The organism is Gordonia soli NBRC 108243, assembly GCF_000334455.1.
In the GTDB taxonomy this organism is placed as follows: Bacteria; Actinomycetota; Actinomycetes; order Mycobacteriales; family Mycobacteriaceae; genus Gordonia; species Gordonia soli.
The window spans coordinates 114376-135956 of sequence record NZ_BANX01000034.1 but is presented as its reverse complement, the minus strand read 5'-3'; the positions used below and the strand labels follow the sequence as shown (position 1 = coordinate 135956).

The following is a 21581-nucleotide window of genomic DNA, read 5'->3' as shown; positions in this document are numbered from 1 at the left end:
CCCTCTCACAGGATTCGGCTGTTATCCCACCAACACCGAAAAGTGTTCATGAGTTGACCCTCGGCGCCCGACAGAACTCACCGTAAAGGACGCAAACGACTTTCCGCTTGCGTACCGCTCGGTAAGTTCCACCCGAAAACCCCTGGTCGCTGCTGCGATGTCACTCGTAACAGTTCGCAGGACCACCGTCCGGCCCCCTACTGGGACACCGAAGGTCGTCGCGGGGAACGTTATCGGAGCGCGATCAAACTGAGCAACAGGAGCAATCACCCGTGTCTTATCTCCCGCTCGTACGATCGCGAAGCCAAGATTCAGGATCGACGACGGCCGAATGTTAACGGAGGGAAAACGCGCTGATGCAGCCATGTTCGCAGGTACATGCGCTATTGGTGATGCGGAGGTTTGTTCCGTTCGTACCACTCCTGAGACGAACCTGTGTGACCTTGGTCACGTTCGTCCCCCGTCACATCGGGTAGGTCGTCACCGAAGATCTCCGCCAGTCGCCTCCGCCGGTGCCACGCCGCTGCAACGTCGTCGGAATCGCTGGTCACAGCGGGTTCTCGACTGCCTTCCGGTTCCGTTGCCATTGACCGATTGTCGCATTCACAAGCGCGCATTCACGACCCGCATCGGACGAGCGTGCGCGGGTGCGGCCACGTTCCTTTCACGTGAAATCAGTGACAGAGCACGTCGAGGCGCGCATGATCCTCCCGCCCACGACGACGGCCCGACCGAATCTCGGTCGGGCCGTCGCAGAAATGAATTCTCAATCGCCTCGGATCAGGGTCGCATGATCAGAATTCGCTGATCGACTCGATCACGAATTTCGCCAGCGGTGTCACCGTCGCCATCCCGTCACGCACTGCTGCACGCGAGTTCGCCAGGTTCACCACGAGCGTCTGACCCGAGATCCCTGCCAGTCCACGCGAGAGCCCCCCGTCGGTCGCACCGGCCGCGAGTCCGGAACTCCGGACCGCTTCTTCGATGCCGCGGAGTCGGCGATCGAGCAGCGGCTCGGTGGCCTCGGGCGTGACATCGCGGGCCGCGACCCCGACACCCCCGACCGAGATCACGAGGTCCACCCCGCCGATGACCGCTGTGTTGAGTGCGTTGCGGATCTCCACCTCGTCGCCGGAGACCACCAGGGTCGCGTCGACGTGGAACTCCGCTTCCGTCAGCAGTTCGCCGACGAGCGGGCCGAGCGCCTCGTGGTGGTCTTCGCCGTGCGCCGCGCGGTCGTCGATGACCACCACGAGCGCACGTCCGACCTCGTCGCCTGCCGCGCGGGTGATCACGTCGTCGTCCTTGTGCCGGGCAACGAAGTCCCGGGCGGCCGCATCCGCCGCCACGACGTCCTTGGGGTCGATGGCCGTGGTTCCGGTGTCGCTCATCGTGCAGCCTTTCGTGTGGAACTAGTTGACCCGGAGGGTCTCGAGTGTGACCTGCGCTGTCTTGGGCGCTCCCCGAACGGTGTAGGTGATGTCCACCGTGTCGCCCGGTGCGTGCGAGCGCACCGCGGCGACCAGGGCGTCGCCGGAGGTGATGGTCCGGTCGCCGACCTTGGTCACGACCGCGCCCTCCGGGATGCCTGCCTTGGCCGCCGGCCCACCGGCCGTCACGTCCGAGATCAGCGCACCCGGGGTGGTGGAGTCGGATGTCGGTCGGACGGAAACACCCAGCCCGGCCTGGGTCGACCTACCAGTCTCGCGGAGTTGGTTGGCGACACGGATGGCCTGATCGATCGGGATCGCGAAGCCGAGCCCGATGCTGCCGCCCTGTGTGTCCTGACCGCCGCCCAACGTGGCGATGGCGGTGTTGACACCGATGAGGGCGCCACGCGCGTTGACCAGTGCGCCACCGGAATTGCCCGGGTTGATGGCCGCGTCGGTCTGGATTGCGTCGATGACCGAAGTGGTGCCCGCCTCACGCGAGGTGGAAACCGGACGGTTGAGCGCGCTGATGATGCCGGTCGTCACGGTGCTCTCCAGACCCAGAGGCGAGCCGACAGCGATCACGTCCTGGCCGACGGCCAGGTTCTTCGACGTACCGACGGTGATCGGCTTCAGCCCGGTCTTGTCGGCCTTGATGACGGCGATGTCGGAGACCGGGTCGGCGCCGAGCACCTTGGCGGCCGCCCGTGAGCCGTCGGCGAAGCTCACCGAGACGTTGCTGGCCGGCCGACTGCCGCCCGCGCTGACGACGTGGTTGTTGGTCATGATGACGCCGTCGTCGGAGAGGATCACTCCCGAGCCCTCACCCTGCTGGTTGCCCTCGACGACGTCGATCGAGACCACCGACGGCAACACGTTGGCGGCGACGTCCTGGACCGAGCCCTCCGGGGCCTCCATCTGACCGGCGGTCTGACTGTTCGGATCCCCGCCGAGCGGACCGTCCTGCGACGCCGTCGACGTGGACGTGGAGTCGTTGTCCACCGTGGCACCCACCACACCGCCGATGCCACCCGCGACGAGCGCGAGGACAACGGCACCGATGGCGATCGCCGCCTTGCCGCCACCGCCCTTCTTGGGCGGCTGAGGTGATGCGGGCTCGGCCGGCGGAGGTGTGCCGAAGGCGCCGGCACCATAGGTCGTGTTGCCCGGAGCCGGCGAGTACGGGGACTGGGCCGGGAACGCACCCGATCCCGGCTGTCCCGGAACGGGGCCGCCGGGGAACACACGCGTCTGCGGGGGCGGCGCGCCGTAGCCACCGGGACCACTGCCCGGAACATACGTACCCGGACCCGAACCGTATGCGCCACCAGGATTTTGGGTCTCGTGACCTGATGCGCCGTAGCCCGGTTGGCCCTGCTGTCCGTACGTCGGGGGCGGAGTGCCCTGAGGATCGTACGGGCCGCCTCCGTGCGAACCGCCACTCGTCATCGTCGTCCTCGTTCTCTCGTGCCGCCGACTCCGGCGCGACGGCGCTCCTCAATGGTCTGGTGGTCCGCCGACGGCAGGCTGCCTGCGACCGGTGCGTCAACCCTAGGGGATCGACTGTATGGCCGGTACATCATCGCGGACCTTCCTACTACTGACGAACGACCCGCGGCGATGGTTCCGCAGGTGTCGGTCGACCGGGCAATGTCATCCGGATGAGCGCTCCGCCGAGATCGGACTGCTCTGCCCGCACGGTGCCGCCGTGTCGCCCGATGACCTGACGGACGATCGCCAGGCCGAGACCTGATCCCGGCATCGAGCGCGACTGCGTCGAACGATAGAAGCGCTCGAAGACCAGTTCACGGTCCTCGGCCGGAATCCCGGGCCCGGCATCGGCGACCGTCAATTCGGCGGTGCGCGGATCGATCTGCGTGAGCCGCACGACCACAGCATGACCGCGTGGACTCCACTTGGCCGCGTTGTCGAGCAGGTTCAGCACCGCGCGGCTGATGCCGTGCTCCTCCCCGAAGACGAACCACGGGATTACCTCCACGTCGAACTCGATGTCGGTGCGCCGCCGACGAACTCGTTCCAACGAACGGTCGACGACCTCGGTGAGGTCGATCTCCGCGTGGACCACTTCCGGCGCATCCTCCCGCGCGAGGTCGACGAGATCGCCGACGAGCGTGGAGAGTTCCTCGATCTGGGCCATCACATCGGACCGCAGCTCGACCATGTCCTGAGCCGGCACCGGCGGGGCACCGGGCGCACTGGAGGCGATCAACAGCTCCAGATTGGTGCGCAACGACGTCAGCGGCGTCCGCAGCTCGTGTCCGGCATCGGCGACGAGACGTGACTGCTGATCCCGTGATTCGGCGAGGGCGCGCAGCATCGTGTTGAAACTCTCGGTGAGACGCGCGAGTTCGTCGTTGCCCGACACCGGGATCGGGCGGAGGTCCTGCGTCCGCGCGACGCGCTCGGCGGCACGGGTGAGTCGGGCCACGGGTCGGAGACCGGCGCGCGCGACCGTGGTCCCGGCGAGGGCCGCCAATGCGACACCGCCGCAACCGACCACGAGGAGCACCCACGCCAGCCGCTTCAGCACGCGGTCGGTGTGCAGCAGGCTCTGAGCCAGCACCAGGGTGTTGCCGTCGTCCAGCTTGCGGGCCAGCACACGCTGGTTGTGCACCGTCCGCAGACTCTGGTTGCTGTTGCCGGGGCTGTTGGTGGAGTTCGCGATGTCGCGCTCCACACTCTCGAACGGGACGGTGCCGATCAGGTACGACCGGCCGTCGGGGCGGACGAGCGCCAGAGAGATGTTGGTGGAGAACACCGTTCCGGTCACCAGCGACTCCGGCCGATCGTCGAGCATGCCCGTCTTGGCGAGTGCGGTCATGCCGTCGGCGCGACTTTCCAGTTGCGAATCGACCTCGTTGTACATCGCCCGGTAGACCACGAAGTACGCGGCCGCAGCCATCAGACCCACCGAGACGAGTACGACCGTCGCCGACAGAAGGGTCACACGCGTCTTGAGCGAGAACGCGCGCGTGAGAGGGATGGGTGCGCGCATCTCCTTGGTGGCGTGCGCCTTGCCGCGACGCAGGAGTCGGGTCCACCGGTGCTGGTCCCCAGGGGTCGCGTCGGTAGGGGGTCTCGGCGCACCGACGGCATCGCGCTGCGCAGTGGGGGTGTCGGTGTCCGACGTCATCGGGAGAATCCCGCGATCGTGCTCACTACGGCGGCGTCTCCCGCAGCACGTAGCCGACGCCGCGCACGGTGTGGATCAGGCGCGACTCACCATCGGCCTCGGTCTTACGGCGCAGGTAGCCGACATACACCTCGAGGGCGTTACCCGAGGTCGGGAAGTCGTATCCCCAGACCTCCTCCAGGATGCGACTGCGCGAGAGGACCCGGCGCGGGTTGGCCATCAACATCTCCAGCAGGGCGAACTCGGTGCGGGTGAGGCTGATGGACCGCTCGCCGCGGGCGACCTCGCGGGTCACCGGGTCGAGCGAGAGGTCGGCGAAGGTGAGCGCCTCGGACTCAGCGCCGTCGTCGGGGGTGGCGCGGCGCAACAGGGCGCGGAGCCTGGCGAGGAGTTCTTCGAGAGCGAACGGCTTGGGTAGGTAGTCGTCGGCGCCGGCGTCGAGCCCGGACACCCGCTCAGAGACGGTGTCGCGTGCGGTCAGGACGAGAATAGGCAGGTCATCGCCCGCCGACCGGAGTCGGCGACACACCTCGAGCCCGTCCAGCCGCGGCATCATGACGTCGAGGATGGCGACGTCGGGCCGGTCGGCGACGATCTTCTCGAGCGCCTCGAGGCCGTCCCCGGCCGTCTCCACCGCGTATCCGTTGAACGTCAGCGAACGGCGCAGGGACTCCCGGACGGCCCGATCGTCGTCGACCACGAGGATGCGCATGTCTACAGTCTTATCTCCAACGACTGAGAGCCGTCTGAGGAACGCCGAGGTCGGGGTCGGGTTTCTGTCTCGGCCGGCCCGCGTGCACTCCCGCCAGGCGCGTCCCGCGCGGGCACGAAATCAGTACGCCAGCGCCGAGGCAACGACATATCGTCGCCGACCAACCGCCCTCGTCCCGATTTCGTACCCTCGTCGGTCAGTCTCGCCCGCAGGGCACCCCGGTTCAGCCGGGCCCGGGCCAGCCCAGCCCAGCCCAGCCCGTACGAAATCAGTACCCCCGCGGCGAAGTGCCGACATATGGTCGCCCACCAACAGCTCTCGTACCGAGTTGGTACACCTCCCGGGCGGGGCGGGGCGGTCCGGCCGGGCACGCGCGGTTCACCGGCTCCGATCGCGATGCACGCCGCGCCGGACCAGCTGTTGGATGTCGAAGAACGTCCGCGGCCACCGGTGGACCACCTGCGCATAGGTGAGCCGCATCGGTATGAGTCCCGCGAGCAGGACATTCCGATCCCGGAGGCGATCCGACTCATAGGCCACCTCACCGGTGTGGTGGGCGAAGCTGTCGATCTCGATGGCCAGCAGATCTCCGATGATCAGGTCGATCCGCCCCACCCCAGCCACGAAGACCTGGATACGCACCCTCATCCCGGCCGAGATCAGTCGAAGTCGCGCCATCGTCTCGGTACCGGATTCCGATCGACCATCGCATCTGTCGATCGCACGACGGATTCGGTCGGGGGCATGCGCGAACGCGCTCTCGAGTTCGGTGATCGTCACCACGCCGAGGTGGAGGGCCGAGTCGCAGATGACGATGAAACTCTCGGTGTCGATGCAATGCGCGGCGTACTGGAGCGACGTCATCACATCGTCGACTGCGGCAACAACTTTGGTCGGCCGACCGAATCGGCCGCACTCCTGGCCGAGGAACGCCTCATGATGGCGCGACCTCCGATAGTGCGACTTGTGCAATGTCGATTCGGGAACCCACAGGCCACTCCTCGTCAAGCTCGATGCACAGGTGAGCGTGCCGCCGAGCATCACGGCGTTCTGGATCTCCGGGTCGGCGTCGGGCGTCGCGTACCAGCCCTGGCGTAGCCGCGTGAGGTGTCCGGTCGCCACCGCCTCGCGGATCTCACGCGGGGTGGCACCGGTCCGCAGGAGTTGGGCGGTCGAGACCACTCCGCCGAAGTTTCTGATGAGCGACGCGTAATCCATGGGCTCAGTCTCGGGAGCGGACGCGCCGATCTGAGACGTGCTCAGGGCATCTGTGGACAGATCCGCAACTGTGAATGAGCACTTGACGTGCAGCTCTCTGGATGCCATGCGGCCCTCCGCGCGGTACCAAATCTGTACCCCTGCGCTGGGCCGGCGACATATCGTCATCCGGACCTCGCACCGGTACCGATTTCGTAGGCCACCCAACGCTGGACACACCAGTCCGCGGCACCCCGAGCCGGTACCAAATCTGTACCCCTGCGCCGGACCGGCGACATATCGGCATCCACGCACCGCTCTCGTACAGATTTCGCACCGTCGCCCGGCCCCGCGGCCCCCCGAGCCGGCACCAAATCTGTACCCCAGCGCCGCACCGGCGACATATCGGCATCCACGCACCGCTCTCGTACAGATTTCGCACCGTCGCCCGGGCCCCGTGACAAAGCCGCCCCCCGACACCCGAGACCCAGGTCACGGCCGCGCACACACCTGTCCCCGACCCTGTGAGGTCAAGTTGACTGCTGCGTAACGCCGGGCACGGATCCTCGAAACACGGACATCGGAGCCTTGTGGACGTGGAGCCCCGAACCGTCGCATCGATCTGCGCGTACTGCGGCGTCGGCTGCGGGCTGAACCTGACCGTCGGCGCAGGTCCCGACGGTTCGCCGACCATCGTCAAGAGCACCGGTCGCGCCGACCACCCGACCAACTCCGGCCGTCTCTGCACCAAGGGGTCGACGACCGCGGACATGCTCAACTCCGGCGGACGGCTCGAGCATCCGATGGTGCGTTCGGCGCGCGACGAGCCCCCGACGGCCGGCGACCTCGACACCGTCATCACCGACACCGCCGCCCGACTCCGAGCGATAGTCGACGAGCACGGTCCCGACGCCGTTGCCCTCTATGTCTCGGGGCAGATGTCGACCGAGGCTCAGTACCTCGCGAACAAACTCGCGAAGGGCTTCATCGGTACCAACCAGATCGAGTCCAACTCGCGGCTCTGCATGGCGAGCGCAGGTACCGGCTACAAGCAGTCCCTGGGCGCCGACGGTCCGCCGGGCTCCTATGAGGACTTCGACCACGCCGATGTCTTCCTCGTCATCGGCTCCAACATGGCCGATTGCCATCCGATCCTCTTCCTGCGCTTGATGGATCGCGTCAAGGCCGGGGCCACGCTGATCGTCGTCGACCCACGGCGCACAGCCACCGCGGCCAAGGCCGACCTCTTCCTGCAGATCGCCCCCGGCACCGATCTCGCCTTCCTCAACGGCCTACTGCACCTGCTGATCACCGACGGACACCTCGACACCGAGTTCATCGCCGCCCACACCGACGGTTTCGACCAGATGCCCGATTTCGCCGCGCAGTACCCGCCGACGGAGGTCGAGTCGATCACCGGCATCCCCGAGGCCGATCTGCGCCGCGCCGCCGAACTCATCGGCAACGCCGGCAACTGGATGAGTTGCTGGACGATGGGTCTCAACCAGAGCACCCACGGCACCTGGAACACCAACGCGCTCATCAATCTGCACCTGGCGACCGGCGCGATCTGCCGGACCGGTAGCGGCCCGTTCTCGCTCACCGGTCAGCCCAACGCGATGGGCGGACGCGAGATGGGTTACATGGGCCCGGGCCTGCCTGGCCAGCGCGCCGTCGTCTCCGACGAGGATCGTGCCTTCGTCGAGGCCGAATGGGGATTGGCATCCGGCACACTGCGCACCGACATCGGGGGCGGGACGATCGACATGTTCCGCCGTATGGCCGACGGCCAGATCAAGGCCTGCTGGGTCATCTGCACCAATCCGGTTGCCTCGGTGGCCAATCGGTCGACGGTGATCACTGCCCTCGAGCGTGCCGAACTCGTCATCACCCAGGATGCGTTCGCCGACACCGAGACCAACGCCTACGCCGACGTCGCACTCCCCGCCGCCCTCTGGTCGGAGTCGACCGGCGTGATGGTCAACTCCGAGCGCACCGTGACCCTGTTCGAGCCGGCGCTGGACGCTCCCGGACAGGCGATACCCGACTGGCAGATCATCGCCCGGATCGCCTGCGAGATGGGATACGCGGACGCCTTCACCTACGACGACGCCGAGCAGGTCTTCGACGAGATCCGACGGTTCGCCAACCCCCGTACGGGTTACGACCTCCGCGGGATCACCTACGCCGCACTGCGGGAACAGCCGATGCAGTGGCCGTGTCCGCCGGCCGATCCGGCCACCGACACGTCAGCGGGTGGTCCGGGCCGCAATCCGATCCGTTATCGTAACGACGGCCGCAGTCAGATGTTGCATCGCACCGATGACGGCACGGTCCCCGAACTCGCATTCGCCACCCCGACCCGCCGCGCCCAGTTCTTCGCGCGGCCCCATGTGGACCCCGCCGAGATGCCCGACGACCGATACCCTTTCGTGCTCAACACCGGTCGATTGCCGCATCAGTGGCACACGATGACCAAGACCGGACGCGTCGCGAAACTCACCAAGCTCGATTCCGGCCCCTTCGTGGAGATCCATCCCGACGATGCCGAGCGCCTGGGAATCGGCGACGACGATCGCGTGGAGGTCGCATCCGCGCGTGGGCGAGCCGTCCTCCCGGCCCGTGTCAGCGATCGCGTGCGGCCGGGCAACTGCTTCGCCCCGTTCCACTGGAACGACGCGTTCGGCGAACATCTCGCCATCAATGCGGTGACCTCCGATGCGATCGACCCGATGTCGCAGCAACCCGAGTTCAAGATCTGCGCAGTCACCCTCACCAGGATCGGGGCACCGCTCCCGCCGGTCGACCCGCCGAGCGCGACCCAGTCCACGCCGACACCCGAATCGAGGATCTCGCCGGTGCCGCAACTGGATTCGCTCGCATCGGCCCTGGGCGTATCGACCTCGATCACCATCGCGCCGACCGACGACGAGCAGCGCTACCTCGCCGGCCTGATCGCCGGTCTGCGTCTCGATCCACCGGTCGCGGCGGTACCGACCGTGCCGCCCGGCGCTCCGCTGCGCCGTGAGATCTCGACGTACGTCGACGGGGTTCTCGCCGGGCTCTGGTCCCGCCTCGATGTCGGGACGCCGACCGACAGTGACCAACCGGCGCTCGCCGCGGGCGACGGCGACGCGGACGCCACCGGGCGCCCACCGGTGCGGATTCTCTGGGCGTCGCAGATGGGGACGGCAGAGGACTTCGCATCCACGGTGGCCGGCCGACTCACCGAAGCAGGTCACCCGGTGAGCACCGCGTCGATGGACGAACAGTCGGTCGCCGACCTCGCGACCTGCGACACGATCCTGTTCATCAGCTCGACCACCGGCGACGGCGATCCCCCCGACAACGGGTCCACCTTCTGGGATTCGCTCGTGGCCGACTCCCCCGACCTCGCCGGAATCCAGTACGCGGTACTGGCCTTCGGCGACTCTGCCTACGACGACTTCTGCGGCCACGGACGTGCCCTCGATGATCGCCTCGCTGCACTCGGCGCGCAGCGACTGGCCGAGCGCGTCGACTGCGAACCCGAGTACGAGGACGCCGCCGGTGCGTGGCTGGACCGCATCGCCGACCAACTCGCCTCCCCCACCGCTGACGCACCAGCAAGTCCCGATCCGAGTGCACCTGAAGCGACGACTGCCGGCAGGCGCGCGGCACCCATCGGCGGAGGCGCGACGTCGCCACGCGTGACGGCATCGGTGGCCGTGTCCGAGCGATCAGCAGGGGCGCCCACCCGCGGTGAGATCATCCGGCCGTCGCGCTCGAATCCGTATGTGACCTCGCTGGTACGCAACATCCGTCTCAACGGCAACGGTTCACAGAAGGACGTCCGCACCATCGGCTTCCGCATCGACCCCGACTCGGTCCAGTACGCCACGGGTGACGCGCTGGGCGTGTGGCCGCGCAACCATCCGAAGCTCATCGACGAATGGTTGTCGGTGACCGGAACCGACGGAGACACTGTCGTCGACCTCCCCGACGCCGGCACAATGACGCTGCGCCGGGCATTGCGTGAGCGGCTCGAGTTCGCCCGGGTGACACCAGGGCTCGTGCGCTTCGTGGCGGATCGTACCGGCGACGCCGAGTTGCAGTCCCTCATCGCACCGGGGAACAAGGATGCGTTCTCCGACTGGGCGTGGGGACGGCAATCGGTCGACCTCCTCGCCGAGCACCGGGTGGAGGCATCCGTCGACGAGTGGATCGATGTGGTGAAACCATTGGCCCCGCGGTCGTATTCGATCTCGTCGAGCCCTCTCGAGAATCCCGACGAGGTGCAGCTGACGGTGTCGACCGTGCGCTACAACATCCACGGCACACCGCGGTTCGGCGTGTGTTCGACCTTTCTCGCCGATCATGCCGCCAGTGAGGACGTGGGCATCTTCGTCACGCGCTCACCGCATTTCCGACCACCGTCCGATCCCGACACCCCGATGATCATGATCGGTCCGGGCACCGGCATCGCGCCGTTCCGCGCGTTCCTGCATGAACGACGAGCACTCGGCCACGGCGGACGGAACTGGTTGTTCTTCGGCGAGCAGTACGCCGCCACCGACTTCTACTACCGGGAAGAATTGACGTCGATGCTCGGCGACGGGTTGCTCACCAGGCTGGATGTGGCCTTCTCTCGCGACCAGGAGTCGAAGATCTATGTGCAGGACCGGATGCGTGAGCACGGCGCGGAGCTCTATCGCTGGCTGCACGACGGCGCCCACGTGTACGTCTGCGGTGATGCCGGGCGGATGGCGCGGGATGTCGACGCGGCGCTCCGGGGGATCGTCGCACAGCACGGGAAGCTCGCGCCGGCATCTGCCGATCAATATGTAAAGGCACTCGCAGCGGAGAAGCGCTACGTCAGGGACGTCTACTGACGTCCGCGATACACGACGCTGGTGGGACCTACCGACACGGTCGGTGAGTGCGCGGGGGGCCACCCGCGCGCAGATGGTCACAACGTCCGGGAGATCACGCCGCACGGGGTTTGCCGACGTGATCACCGAGGCGTTGTGCTCGGTGCCCGACCCCTGCTCCGCACGGAACTGGACTGACGTCCGATGTCTCGAGGTGGCGCAGAGGTCGCACGGGAACCCTCCCGACGATGCGTGTCACACACCTGGTTCCCGTCGGTACAAGAGCGTACCGCCTGGTTACCGTGGTGCGCCACCGGAACTGGTCGAGCGCGGGATCCCACAGCGAGGAGGCGTCCGGGCTGCCACCACCGGTTGCCGTGCCGATCGGCGTTGCCCCGTGAGGGTGGGGCCGGCCGGCGAGAAGCCGTCTCCCGACGGTTCAATCACCATTCTGCGCATCGACGCGGGCGGTGTCGACCATCTGCGGGTGGAAGAGACATGCGCCACGTGCCCACCTCCGGGTGGAGACGGCGCACGCGAGCGCGATCGAGCGGTTCGACCAGCGGTCGAGTATCGCCCATCGAACCCACGATCAGCGCTTTCGCCACCCCGCAGCACCGACCATGTCGGCGACCTGCGTGTACTTGACCCGCGGGCGGCCCTGCTCGGCACCCAGCCTGCGCTCGTTGCGGTCGATGGCGCGCATGCCGTGATAGCCGATCAGTTCGCGTGTCCGCCGACGCAGCAGCTTGGGGAACTCCTTGGCCTCGCGCGCGGTTCGCGTGATGCGGCCCGCGACGGCATCGGAGATGAACTCCTCGACCGTCTGCTCGGCGCAGAGTTTGTTGGCACCGATGCCACCGCTCGGTCCGCGCCGCGCCCAACCGGTGATGTAGACACCCGGGACGACCTCGCCGGCGTCATCGAGGAGACGGCCATCCGCGTTCGGGAACACCCCGCGCGCGCTGTCGAACGGCAGTCCCTCGATGGGCACGGAGCGATAGCCGATCGATCGGACGACCAGATCCGCCGCGATCTGATGACGCTGTTCACCGGTCCGCACGGTCACTCCGTCGACCCGATCGTCGCCGACGATCTCCTCCGGAGACGAGTGGAACAGGAAGACTATGCGCCTGCGACTCGGATCAGCAGGATTGCGCAGGTTCAACGCACTCAGATCGTCTGCGCTCGGGTCGGCCTCGTCGTGGACCACGACCTCGACGCCCGGGATCGTCGCCAGCGCACGGTATTCCGCAGAGGTGTAGGCGGCATTGGCCTGATCGCGCCGACCCAACACGACGATCTCGTGGATGTTCTGCTCGCGCAACAGCTTCAGCGCACGGTCGGCGATGTCGGTGGTGGCCAGCATCTCCGGCGGCGACACCAGGATCCGAGCCACGTCGAGCGCCACATTGCCGGTGCCGACGACGACCGCTCGATGTGAGCCGTCGACGACGATCGGTGGTCCCGCGTTCACCACGTCGTGTCCGCCACCGACGACAGGCACCCCCGGTGCCGCGTTGTACCAGGCGACCAGCTCGGTCGCCGATGTTGAACCGGGCAGATCCTCACCCGGAATGCCGAGTCGGCGCGACTCGCTCGCACCCACTGCGTAGAACACGGCATCGAAGTGTTCGGCGAGCTCAGCCGGGGTGATCTGACCGTTCTCGGTGTCGCCGCCGACCTCGACGTTGGTGGCCATCGTGACTCGCGGGTCGCGATAGAGCAGATCGAAACCGCGCATCACGTTCTTGGTGCTCGGATGGTCAGGCGCGACTCCGGCCCGCACGAGACCGCCCGGCGTCGGAAGCTTGTCGAGTACGGTCACCTTCGCTGGTGTGCGGTCGAGGATCTTGCGCAACGCGTACCCCGCCGACGGCCCCGTACCGACCACCGCGACCCGGAGATCGTGAGGCAGTTTCGGGATGACGGGATAGACGACGTCGGTCCAGCCGGACGTGATGTCGTCGTTCTCCTTGTAGTAGTTCGCGTTGATCTCCAGGAAGACCTTGTCGCGGGTACCGAGACGGTCGGCCGGGAAGATCGCGTCGACCGGGCACGCGTCCGCACACGCCCCGCAGTCGATGCACGCCTCCGGATCGATGTGGAGGATGTCCGACGACCCGAAGCCGCGCTCCTCCGGAGTCGGGTGGATGCAGTTCACCGGACACACGGAGACGCACGACGCGTCGCTACAACACGACTGGGTGATGACGTACGGCATCAGAGCATGTGCACTTTGCGGTAGATCCGTGCGGCGGGGCGGGTCAACAGACCGACCTCGTCGAGGAACTCCATGAGGTGGGCGCAGCTCGACCGCACCATCGAGTGGAAGTGCTCGTTGTTCCTGGCCTCGCGCACCGCCCGCTGGACGTCGAGACCGGCGTCGGCGTATGCCTGCGGCTGGACCAGGCTGGACACGATGAAGTACGCACCGGCCGCGATGTAGTAGGCGCTGAACTGACGACGAGCCCAGCTGACTCCCGCCAGCGAGTCGCGGACCTCTTCACGCGCGAAACGCATGTGGCGCGACTCCTCGAGAACGTGGATCTCGTTGACGGTGCGGATGAACGGGAGAACGCGGTCATCACGCATGCATCCGCGCTGGAAGACGTCGAGGACTTCTTCCGCGACCAGGATGCCGCCGTAGGCGACCTCGTTCTTGGCGGTCATCTTGAAGAGCTTGCCGAGGCGACCGACGCGCTTGCTCGGCTTGTACGACGTTCCGACCATCTTCTCCGACGCCTTGGCGAACATGATGGAGTGACGGCACTCGTCGGCGATCTCGGTGAGCGCGAACTGGTACTCCGGGCTGTGGTACTCACCCAGGTACTGATCGCGAATGACCATTTCCTGCAGGATCATCTCGAACCAGATGCCGATGTTCATGATCGAGGCGAACTCGTGACGGGTCACCGCGATGCGCTGTTCCTCGGTGAGCTCGTCCCAGTAGTCGGTTCCGTAGAGCGATGACCACTCAGGGCTGCACCCGTACTTGGTGGGGTCCATCGGCTCCGACCAGTCGATCTCGGTCATCGCGTTGCGCGAGAGGCGAGCCGCCGAGGCCAGCAGGCGTTCGGAGACCTGCTGAGGGCCCTCGTCTCGCAAACTGATCACGTTGTCGTCACCGGTGGGGTCGGTGAGGTTGGTGCTCTGCGCCGCTGCGGTCATCTCGGATGTCCTCCTTCGTGACAATCAGCACTGTTATGACAATGCCTGTTGTCAAGATAGCACCGGGGTGTGACTCAGTAAACAGACGCGGAACTATACTGACGGGTAACTTTCTTCGAGAATCACATCTGAGCAGGTCAACGGGCGGGAGCAGTCATGTCATCGATCTTCATCTCGGGAGGTGCCGCGGGCATCGGTCTGGCCACCGCCGAGCGTTTCGGCCGTGAGGGATGGACCGTCGGCGTCTACGACGTCGACAAGGACGCCCTGTCGAAGGTCAAGGCCAATCACCCCAATTGGATCGTCGGCGAACTCGACGTCCGCGATCCAGAGCAGTGGGAGCAGGCGCTCGCCGACTTCACCTCGCACACCGATGGCACGCTGGACGTCCTCGACAACAACGCGGGCGTGCTGGTCGCCGGTGACATAGACCAGATCTCCGCGGGGGCAATCAAGACGCAGATCGACATCGACGTCCTCGGCGTCACCCTGGGCGCGCAGGCCGCCTACAAGTACCTGAAGGCGACCCCGGGTTCGCACCTGGTGAACATCGCCTCCGCGTCGGCCATCTACGGCCAGCCGGGCATCGCGACCTACAGCGCGGCCAAGTTCTACGTCGCCGGCCTCACCGAGGCCCTCGAGTTGGAGTGGGAGCCCAAGGGCATCCGCGTCGTCGGCATCTGGCCGCTGTGGGCCAAGACCGCCCTGGCCGACAACGACGCTAAGACGACCAAGACCCTCGGCGTGCGCATCACGCCCGAGCAGGTCGCCGAGAAGGTCTGGGAGTCGGTGCATCCGACGCCGCGCGACCTCCGCATCCACCGCACGTCCTACTCGGTGGGCGTGCAGACCACAGTGCTCGCCAACGTCGCCAAGTTCGCGCCGAACTTCGCCTCGCGACTGATCAACAAGTTGCTCGCGCAGTGACCTGATGCTCGAGCGAGAGCGGCCCCCGACCACTGCGTCCGGGGGCCGTTTTCCATTTCTGTGCGAGGTCGGTGCCGTTCTCCCGAGAGCCGTTTCCGGGTACCGGCGTCAGCCGCCGGTGAGGCTCGGAACGTATGCGCGGCATGGCTGTCCGCGCAGGCCGTCGCACGGCCCGGCCGGGCCTGCGGCGCGTGCGCCGGGCACGATCGGGAGCACCAACGAGGATCCGCCGACGCCTAGACCGATGGTGTCGACGATCCGCCCGTGGGTTGCCGGCGTGTCGAACCGCCACGACGTGCGGTCGCCACCAGGTGCGGTGATCGTGATGCGGATGCGACTCCCGGCCCGGAAGGTGTACGCCACCGGGTTCAACGCGATGCGGGCGGTCTGGGTACTGCGCTGCAGCGGTTGCGGTGTCAGCCAGTCACGGGCCGGGACCAGCGGTGTGGCCTGCGAAGTGACCGCGCGCAGTGACGCCCGCAGGTACCCCGACGTCACATACGTCTCCCGACCGTCGGGCCGCACCTCGGTAAGTGTCGCCTGCAGGTCGGTGTCGGGCGCTGACGATCCGAGTTGAAGGTCGAGGCTCGCCGGCCCGACCACCACGGCATCGGATGTCCTCGGCGCACTGACGAATCCCACTCCGGCGGTACCGGTGACCGGCCGCCAGTCGTACGGCGGCAACGCCTTCCATGGCACCATCGACGGCCCGACGACGTCCAGCGTTCCGGCCGGACGGGCCGCGGGGTCGGGACGGAACGAGACCGTCGACGACGGGCCGGGTGTCGGCGAGATGCGTCCGCCACGATCGAGAGCGAACCGCGTGCCGTCGCCCACCGACGCCGGCGGCCAGGATGAGAAGCCCTTCGACCACGGGGCCCCGAGGTTGCCCGGCCCGCCGGGGCCACCGGCCGTGCCGCTGCCGAAAAATGCCTCGATGCGGGGTTGACGCGCGAAGACGGTGCGTGCGGCCGACAGTGACCGCTGCCCGGCGAGTCGATCCGTCCGGATCACCTGTCCTGGCGTTCCGCTGGTCGCCTCGTAGAGGACCGGCCCGAGTGCGGTGAGGGCAGGCGACGGCGGCGGGATCCGCCGCGCGACGAAGAGATTCAGGAACTCGTACCAGGTACCCAGGATCTGCGGTCCGGCCGAGTCGAAGTGTGCGCCGTTGATCATCTTCACCCAGACATTCGGATTGTCCTGCAGCCGAGGGATGATCGACGTCCACTGGGGTCCGGTCTGTTCGTCCTGCAACGCACCGCTCAGCAGGATCGGCACCTGGATGCGCGATGCCCATGCGCTCGGCGAGCGATGGCCGAAGAGCGACGGGGTGCGGGTCGGGTTGTCGGCGACGAGTCGCTCGACGTCTTGCGTCTGCAGCCGCAGCTTCTGATTCGCCGCACACTGTCGGTCACCGGACCGGACCAGTTCGCGCGCATAGGGTTGTCCACCCTCGGGTGCAGGACGCGCGTGATCCTGCCGCTCCTTCAGCCAACTGTTGGCGAAGCCGGTGTTGAAGATGCCGCCGGGGAATCCGGTGGAATACAGGTCGTCGGTGATGCTCATCGGTGCGATGGCGGCCAGACTCGGCGGTCGGGTGCCGGCGACGGCGATCTGGGAGATCCCGGAGAACGAGATGCCGATCATGCCGACCCGATGACCGGTGACCCACGGTTGCCGCGCGACCGTCTCGATGGCGTCGTAACCGTCGTAGACGCTCGGCAGGTCGAAGAGGTCGAAAGCGCCTCCGGAGCAACCACTCCCACGCATCTGGAGGTTGACTGTCGCAAAGCCCGCGACCGGTCCGACCGCGCCGCCCAGCATCGTGCTGATCGCCGGGGCCAGGGGGTCCGGACGCTTCGCCAACGTGCCGAGTGCTCCGAGGACGAAGTCATGGGGCGCGGCGGTCTGGTATCCCGAGTATTCGATGAGAGTCGGGAACGGGCCGTCGGCGAGCGTCGTCCCGTAGGGCAACCGCAGCGTCGCGGCGAGTGTCACGCCATCGCGTACGCGGATGTAGTTGAGCCCGGGGCGGAGCTTCTGGTCATACAGCGTTGCCGGCGGCGGTGTCTCGGAGAGAACCTCGAAGGTGTTGCCCGCGGTGCCGCCGACGACGAACCGATAGCCGTCTCCCGGGGCGAGTTCACGGACCAGGAACGACCCGAGGCGATCCACCCGCCCCTGCTCGCGGACCGAACCGTCGGGTCCCAGCAGGCGAACGCCCGCGCCCGGTGTGGCATCCACGAGGTATGCCTGCGTCACGCTGCCGGCGCCGTGGCCGGTCTTCGGTGACGCCGATGCCGTCCCCGACGTCGTCGTCACGATCGAGATCGTCGTCAGCGTCACCGCCACGACACCCGAGATCCACCGATTCTGCGCCCCACGCCCCCAGACCACCCGCTGACTTTATGCGAGGCGAACGGACATCGACAGATCATTCATATGTTCGACCCAACCGGATCGGGACACGGCGTGGGACGGCCTCCTCCGCGTAGCCGCCGAGGTACTGCGGACATGCCGACGGGCCGCCTGGACCAGAGGTCCGGGCGGCCCGTCGAGAGCCTGAAAAGAGGCGGTTGTCTAGCGGCGGTCGAGGTCGATGACGCCGGCCTGTGCAGCCTTGACGTAGCGACGCGGGATCCGCTGAACGACGCCGTTCACCTTCACCTCTTGCAGAGCCGGGTTGTCCGCCTTCCACTGCGAACGACGGCTACGGGTGTTGGCCCGCGACATCCGACGCTTGGGTACAGCCATGATTGAGCCCTCTTCCTACCGATGAGTCGTGCGGCGGTCTCCCGTCACCGACGGGTCCGGCCGATCCGTGCGCCGACGGCCCGCTCGGGCGCGACACACAACCAGACCAGACTACCGTCGGCGGGCCTCTCCGCCAAAACGAGGCGGTCGGGGCCGATGAGCAGGATCGTCGCGGGTCAGTACGTCGACGTACTGCTGTTCGACGCGAATGCCCCGACCAACAACAAGATGATGAAGCCGATGATGCTGAGGACCGTCACCGCGATGGCGACCCATCCGATGATCACGCCGGCCTTCGCCATGCCGTCGCCGTCCTGCGTACCGCCGGAGTTGCGGACCTCGTCGCGAGCCTGGTTGCCAAGGATCACGGCGACGATGCCGGGGATACCGGCGAGCAGCCCGCAGAGCACGAAGCCACCGATGCTCACCGCCAGCGCGGCAATCGCCTTGCCGTTGTTCTGCCGGACTGCCGGGTAGCCGCCCGGGTACGGCTGTCCGTATTGAGGCTGGCCGTAGGCCGGCTGCCCGTACTGGGGCTGCTGCCCGTAGGCGGGCGCACCGTACGACGGCGGCGGTGTCTGGGCCTGCCCGTACTGCGGGGCGGCGCCGTACGGGTCCTGGCCGAACTGGCCGGCCTGACCGTAGGCGGCATCCTGCCCCGGCTGACCGTACGGCGACTCCTGGCCGTATTGCGACTCCTGGCCGTACTGCGGCGGGGTGCCGTACGGATCCGCTGTCGGGATGGACGGATCGGACGCGCCGTACGACGGGATTCCCTGGCCGGCCTGACCCGACGTCGGGTAGACGGTCGTCGCGTCGGCCCCGGGAGCGTTGGCCGAGGGCACCGCGGTGGTCGGCTCGGCGGGGTCACCCGAGCCGGTGGAGATCACGCGGGTCGCATCCGCCGACTCCGGCGTCGCGTTGCCGGACGTCGCCGACACCTGGGTCTCGTCGGTGGCGCCACCCTGTTCGGGGGTGTTCTGCTGGTCACCGTTTCCGTCGGACGGACTCGACATGGAAGAGCCTTTCTCACGCGGGTGACGCCCTGCTCGTACCGGCGTCGTCGTCGGTTACACCCTAGTGGTCCCCGCGCGACGACGGTGTCCGACATTCGAATGGTCACCTCTGCGCCGAGGCATCGTCGATGCTGGTCGGCCTGCTCAGGCTCCGACCCACGCGAAGCCGTAGAAGGTGAGCAGCAGAGCACCCAGGACGATGCCGAGAGCACCGGTGATGATGCCGGCGAGGGCCAGCCCGTCGCCGGAGCGTTGTCCCGCGGAGTCGGCCACCTCACGCCGGGCACCGACGCCCAGGACGATCGCGACGATTCCCGCCGGGATGGCCAGGATGCCGCAGGTCAGGAGGATGAGGGGTAACGAACCGATCCCACACACCAGCGCGGCGATCGCCTTGCCGCTCGTCTGCGGCTGCGTCGGCACCCCGTATGCGGGCGCCCCGTATCCGGGCTGACCGTAGCCCTGCTGGCCGTATCCGGCTTGGCCGTATCCGGCTTGGCCGTATCCGGGTTGGCCGTAGGACGGCTGACCGTACGGCGGGAGTGCGCCGTATCCCTGCTGCGGTTGCGCCGAGCTGCCGGGCGCGACATACGGCGTGGATGCACGGGGGGCGGACGCGTGAGGGTAGGCCGGTGGGCCGCTCGATGCCGATCCGTAGTAGGGCGGCGCGGTCTGGTCAGGCACTGCGTCGGGTCCGTGGGCCGACTCGACGGGCGGCACCTGATGATGGGCGGTCGGGCCGTACACAGGGTCGTAGCCGGGCTGACCGAAAGTCGGGACGCCGGGATCGGCCGTTCCCGCCTGCGGTGGGATCGCGGTCCATTCGTCGTCGGGTCCCGGCGAGCCCGGATTCGGCGGTCGAGTCACGATCAGTTCCCTCCGTCAGCATCGCGTGTGTCACGCCCGGCGTTGCGGTACTCCCCCGACAGTCCCACTCGGCCCCGCCCCCATCCGGCCGCACGATGCACCTGTAGTGCGTGTCGGCGATCCTCCGGGTGTCCGCAGCACCGCCGGTCGGGATCGCGGCACCATCGAAATGTCCGTTCCACCTTAGTGAATAGACTCGACCGGTGTCAGGCGTGATCTCGGGCTTCACCGTCATCTTCATCGTGGTCGGGATCGGCTACATCCTGGGACGCACCCGAGTCCTCGGCGACGGCGCACACGGCGTGCTCTCCCGCCTGGTGTTCTTCGTGTCGACGCCCGCACTTCTCTTCTACTCGCTGGTGACCACCGATCTCTCGGTGATCTTCTCCAGCACCCTCGTGATCGCCGGCGGATGCGCCCTCGCGATCGGCGCGGTCTATGCGGTGATCGCCCGACTCTGGCTGCATCGCACGATCGCGGAACTGACCATCGGCGCGATGGCGTCCTCGTACGTCAACAGCGTCAACCTCGGTCTGCCGATCGCGATCTTCGTCCTCGACGACGCATCGTTCATCGCACCGCTGCTGTTGTTCCAGATCCTGGTCTACTCGCCCATCGCGCTCGTCGCCCTGGACGCGACCTCCGCCGAGAAGGGCTCGGGATCGTCGACGTTGCGCAACGCGGTGGTCGGTCCGATCACCAACCCGATCGTGGTCGGCGGGGTCGCGGGACTCGTGGTGTCACTGATCGGTGTCACACCCCCGCACGCGGTGCTGGCGCCGCTGAAGATGTTGGGCGATGCGTCGGTGCCCGCCGCGCTGTTGGCCTTCGGGCTCTCACTCACCGGGGTCGCGGTGTTCAAGAAGGGACACAGCCCTCGACGTGACATCGCCCTGGCCACCGTGCTGAAGATGATCGCGATGCCTGCGCTCGTCTACATCGTCGCGCGATGGGGCTTCGGCGAGACCGGATCACATCTGTTCGCTCAGGTCGTCATCGCCGCGTTGCCGACCGCGCAGAATGTGCTCGTGTTCGCCACCCGATATCGGCAGGCGGAGATCATGGCCCGCGACACCGCACTGATCACGACCGTCGCGTCCATCCCGGTCATCATGATCATCTCGGTGCTACTCGCCTGACCCGTGTCGTCGACGTGCGTGTCGTCGGCATCCGGGCGGTCGGGTGGCCCCGACGTCCGGTCCGGTGGGCTTATGGGCTTGTCCGCCGTGCGGTTGTCGGATTCCTGACACCTGACAGCGCTGGACTGTGGATGGTGCACGGCGTGACTGGCTGACGTGTCAGAAATCCGGTCCGAGCATCGACGGCAGGTCCGGCGGCTCCGGCGGGGCCCGGCGAGCTTGTCCGCCGTGCGGTTGTCGGATTCCTGACACCTGACAGCGCCGGACCGTGGATGGTGCACAGCGCCGTCCGCTGACGTGTCAGAAATCCGGTCCGAGCATCGACGGCGGCTCCGGCGGCTCCGGCGGCTCCGGCGGGCTTGTC

At 67.3% G+C, this 21581-nt stretch carries 14 protein-coding genes; 3 read left to right on the top strand and 11 right to left on the bottom strand.

Annotated elements, in window-relative coordinates; genetic code table 11:
- Positions 1 to 794: 794 nt before the first annotated feature.
- From GS4_RS21195 to GS4_RS21175, 5 genes are all read right to left on the bottom strand, one after another.
- On the bottom strand, positions 795 to 1391 hold the full coding sequence (locus GS4_RS21195) for a MogA/MoaB family molybdenum cofactor biosynthesis protein (RefSeq protein ID WP_007624447.1): 597 nt from the start codon (positions 1389 to 1391) through the stop codon (positions 795 to 797).
- Between the two features lie 21 nt (positions 1392 to 1412).
- The gene (locus tag GS4_RS21190; protein ID WP_007624440.1) at positions 1413 to 2879 is read right to left on the bottom strand and encodes a S1C family serine protease; all 1467 of its coding nucleotides are present in this window, start codon (positions 2877 to 2879) and stop codon (positions 1413 to 1415) included.
- Positions 2880 to 3027: 148 nt separating this feature from the next.
- Entirely contained in the window at positions 3028 to 4584 is a 1557-nt protein-coding gene (locus tag GS4_RS21185; protein WP_007624431.1) for a HAMP domain-containing sensor histidine kinase, read from the bottom strand.
- A gap of 25 nt (positions 4585 to 4609) precedes the next feature.
- Positions 4610 to 5296 (bottom strand): response regulator transcription factor, encoded by a 687-nt coding sequence (locus tag GS4_RS21180; protein ID WP_007624429.1) that lies wholly within the window; start codon positions 5294 to 5296, stop codon positions 4610 to 4612.
- 378 nt (positions 5297 to 5674) lie between these two features.
- Positions 5675 to 6514, bottom strand: coding sequence for a type IV toxin-antitoxin system AbiEi family antitoxin domain-containing protein (locus GS4_RS21175; protein WP_040511336.1), 840 nt, complete (start codon positions 6512 to 6514; stop codon positions 5675 to 5677).
- Positions 6515 to 7083: 569 nt separating this feature from the next.
- Between GS4_RS21175 and GS4_RS21170 the strand changes: the two genes are divergently transcribed.
- Positions 7084 to 11364, top strand: coding sequence for a bifunctional nitrate reductase/sulfite reductase flavoprotein subunit alpha (locus GS4_RS21170; RefSeq protein ID WP_007624425.1), 4281 nt, complete (start codon positions 7084 to 7086; stop codon positions 11362 to 11364).
- Positions 11365 to 11935: 571 nt separating this feature from the next.
- Here GS4_RS21170 and GS4_RS21165 read toward each other — a convergent pair.
- Both GS4_RS21165 and GS4_RS21160 read right to left on the bottom strand, forming a co-directional pair.
- A complete protein-coding gene (locus GS4_RS21165) occupies positions 11936 to 13567 on the bottom strand; it encodes an FAD-dependent oxidoreductase (protein WP_007624423.1) in 1632 nt (543 codons plus the stop codon).
- Positions 13567 to 14514: an AurF N-oxygenase family protein gene (locus GS4_RS21160; RefSeq protein WP_007624421.1), complete on the bottom strand. Its 948-nt coding sequence runs from the start codon at positions 14512 to 14514 to the stop codon at positions 13567 to 13569. Before GS4_RS21160 ends, GS4_RS21165 begins: the two co-directional genes overlap by 1 nt.
- 156 nt (positions 14515 to 14670) lie before the next feature.
- On the opposite strand from GS4_RS21160, the gene GS4_RS21155 reads away from it, so the two are divergent.
- Positions 14671 to 15441, top strand: a complete 771-nt coding sequence (locus GS4_RS21155; RefSeq protein WP_007624419.1) for an SDR family oxidoreductase — start codon at positions 14671 to 14673, stop codon at positions 15439 to 15441.
- A gap of 108 nt (positions 15442 to 15549) precedes the next feature.
- Here the strand turns inward: GS4_RS21155 and GS4_RS21150 are convergent, their stop codons facing one another.
- From GS4_RS21150 to GS4_RS24945, 4 genes are all read right to left on the bottom strand, one after another.
- On the bottom strand, positions 15550 to 17838 hold the full coding sequence (locus GS4_RS21150) for a CocE/NonD family hydrolase (RefSeq protein ID WP_007624418.1): 2289 nt from the start codon (positions 17836 to 17838) through the stop codon (positions 15550 to 15552).
- A gap of 183 nt (positions 17839 to 18021) precedes the next feature.
- Entirely contained in the window at positions 18022 to 18195 is a 174-nt protein-coding gene (gene rpmF / locus GS4_RS21145) for a 50S ribosomal protein L32 (protein ID WP_007624416.1), read from the bottom strand.
- A gap of 176 nt (positions 18196 to 18371) precedes the next feature.
- Entirely contained in the window at positions 18372 to 19211 is an 840-nt protein-coding gene (locus GS4_RS24950; RefSeq protein WP_007624414.1) for a DUF4190 domain-containing protein, read from the bottom strand.
- Positions 19212 to 19355: 144 nt separating this feature from the next.
- Positions 19356 to 20078, bottom strand: a complete 723-nt coding sequence (locus tag GS4_RS24945; protein ID WP_007624412.1) for a DUF4190 domain-containing protein — start codon at positions 20076 to 20078, stop codon at positions 19356 to 19358.
- A gap of 203 nt (positions 20079 to 20281) precedes the next feature.
- On the opposite strand from GS4_RS24945, the gene GS4_RS21130 reads away from it, so the two are divergent.
- Positions 20282 to 21217: an AEC family transporter gene (locus tag GS4_RS21130; RefSeq protein WP_007624410.1), complete on the top strand. Its 936-nt coding sequence runs from the start codon at positions 20282 to 20284 to the stop codon at positions 21215 to 21217.
- Positions 21218 to 21581 lie beyond the last annotated feature (364 nt).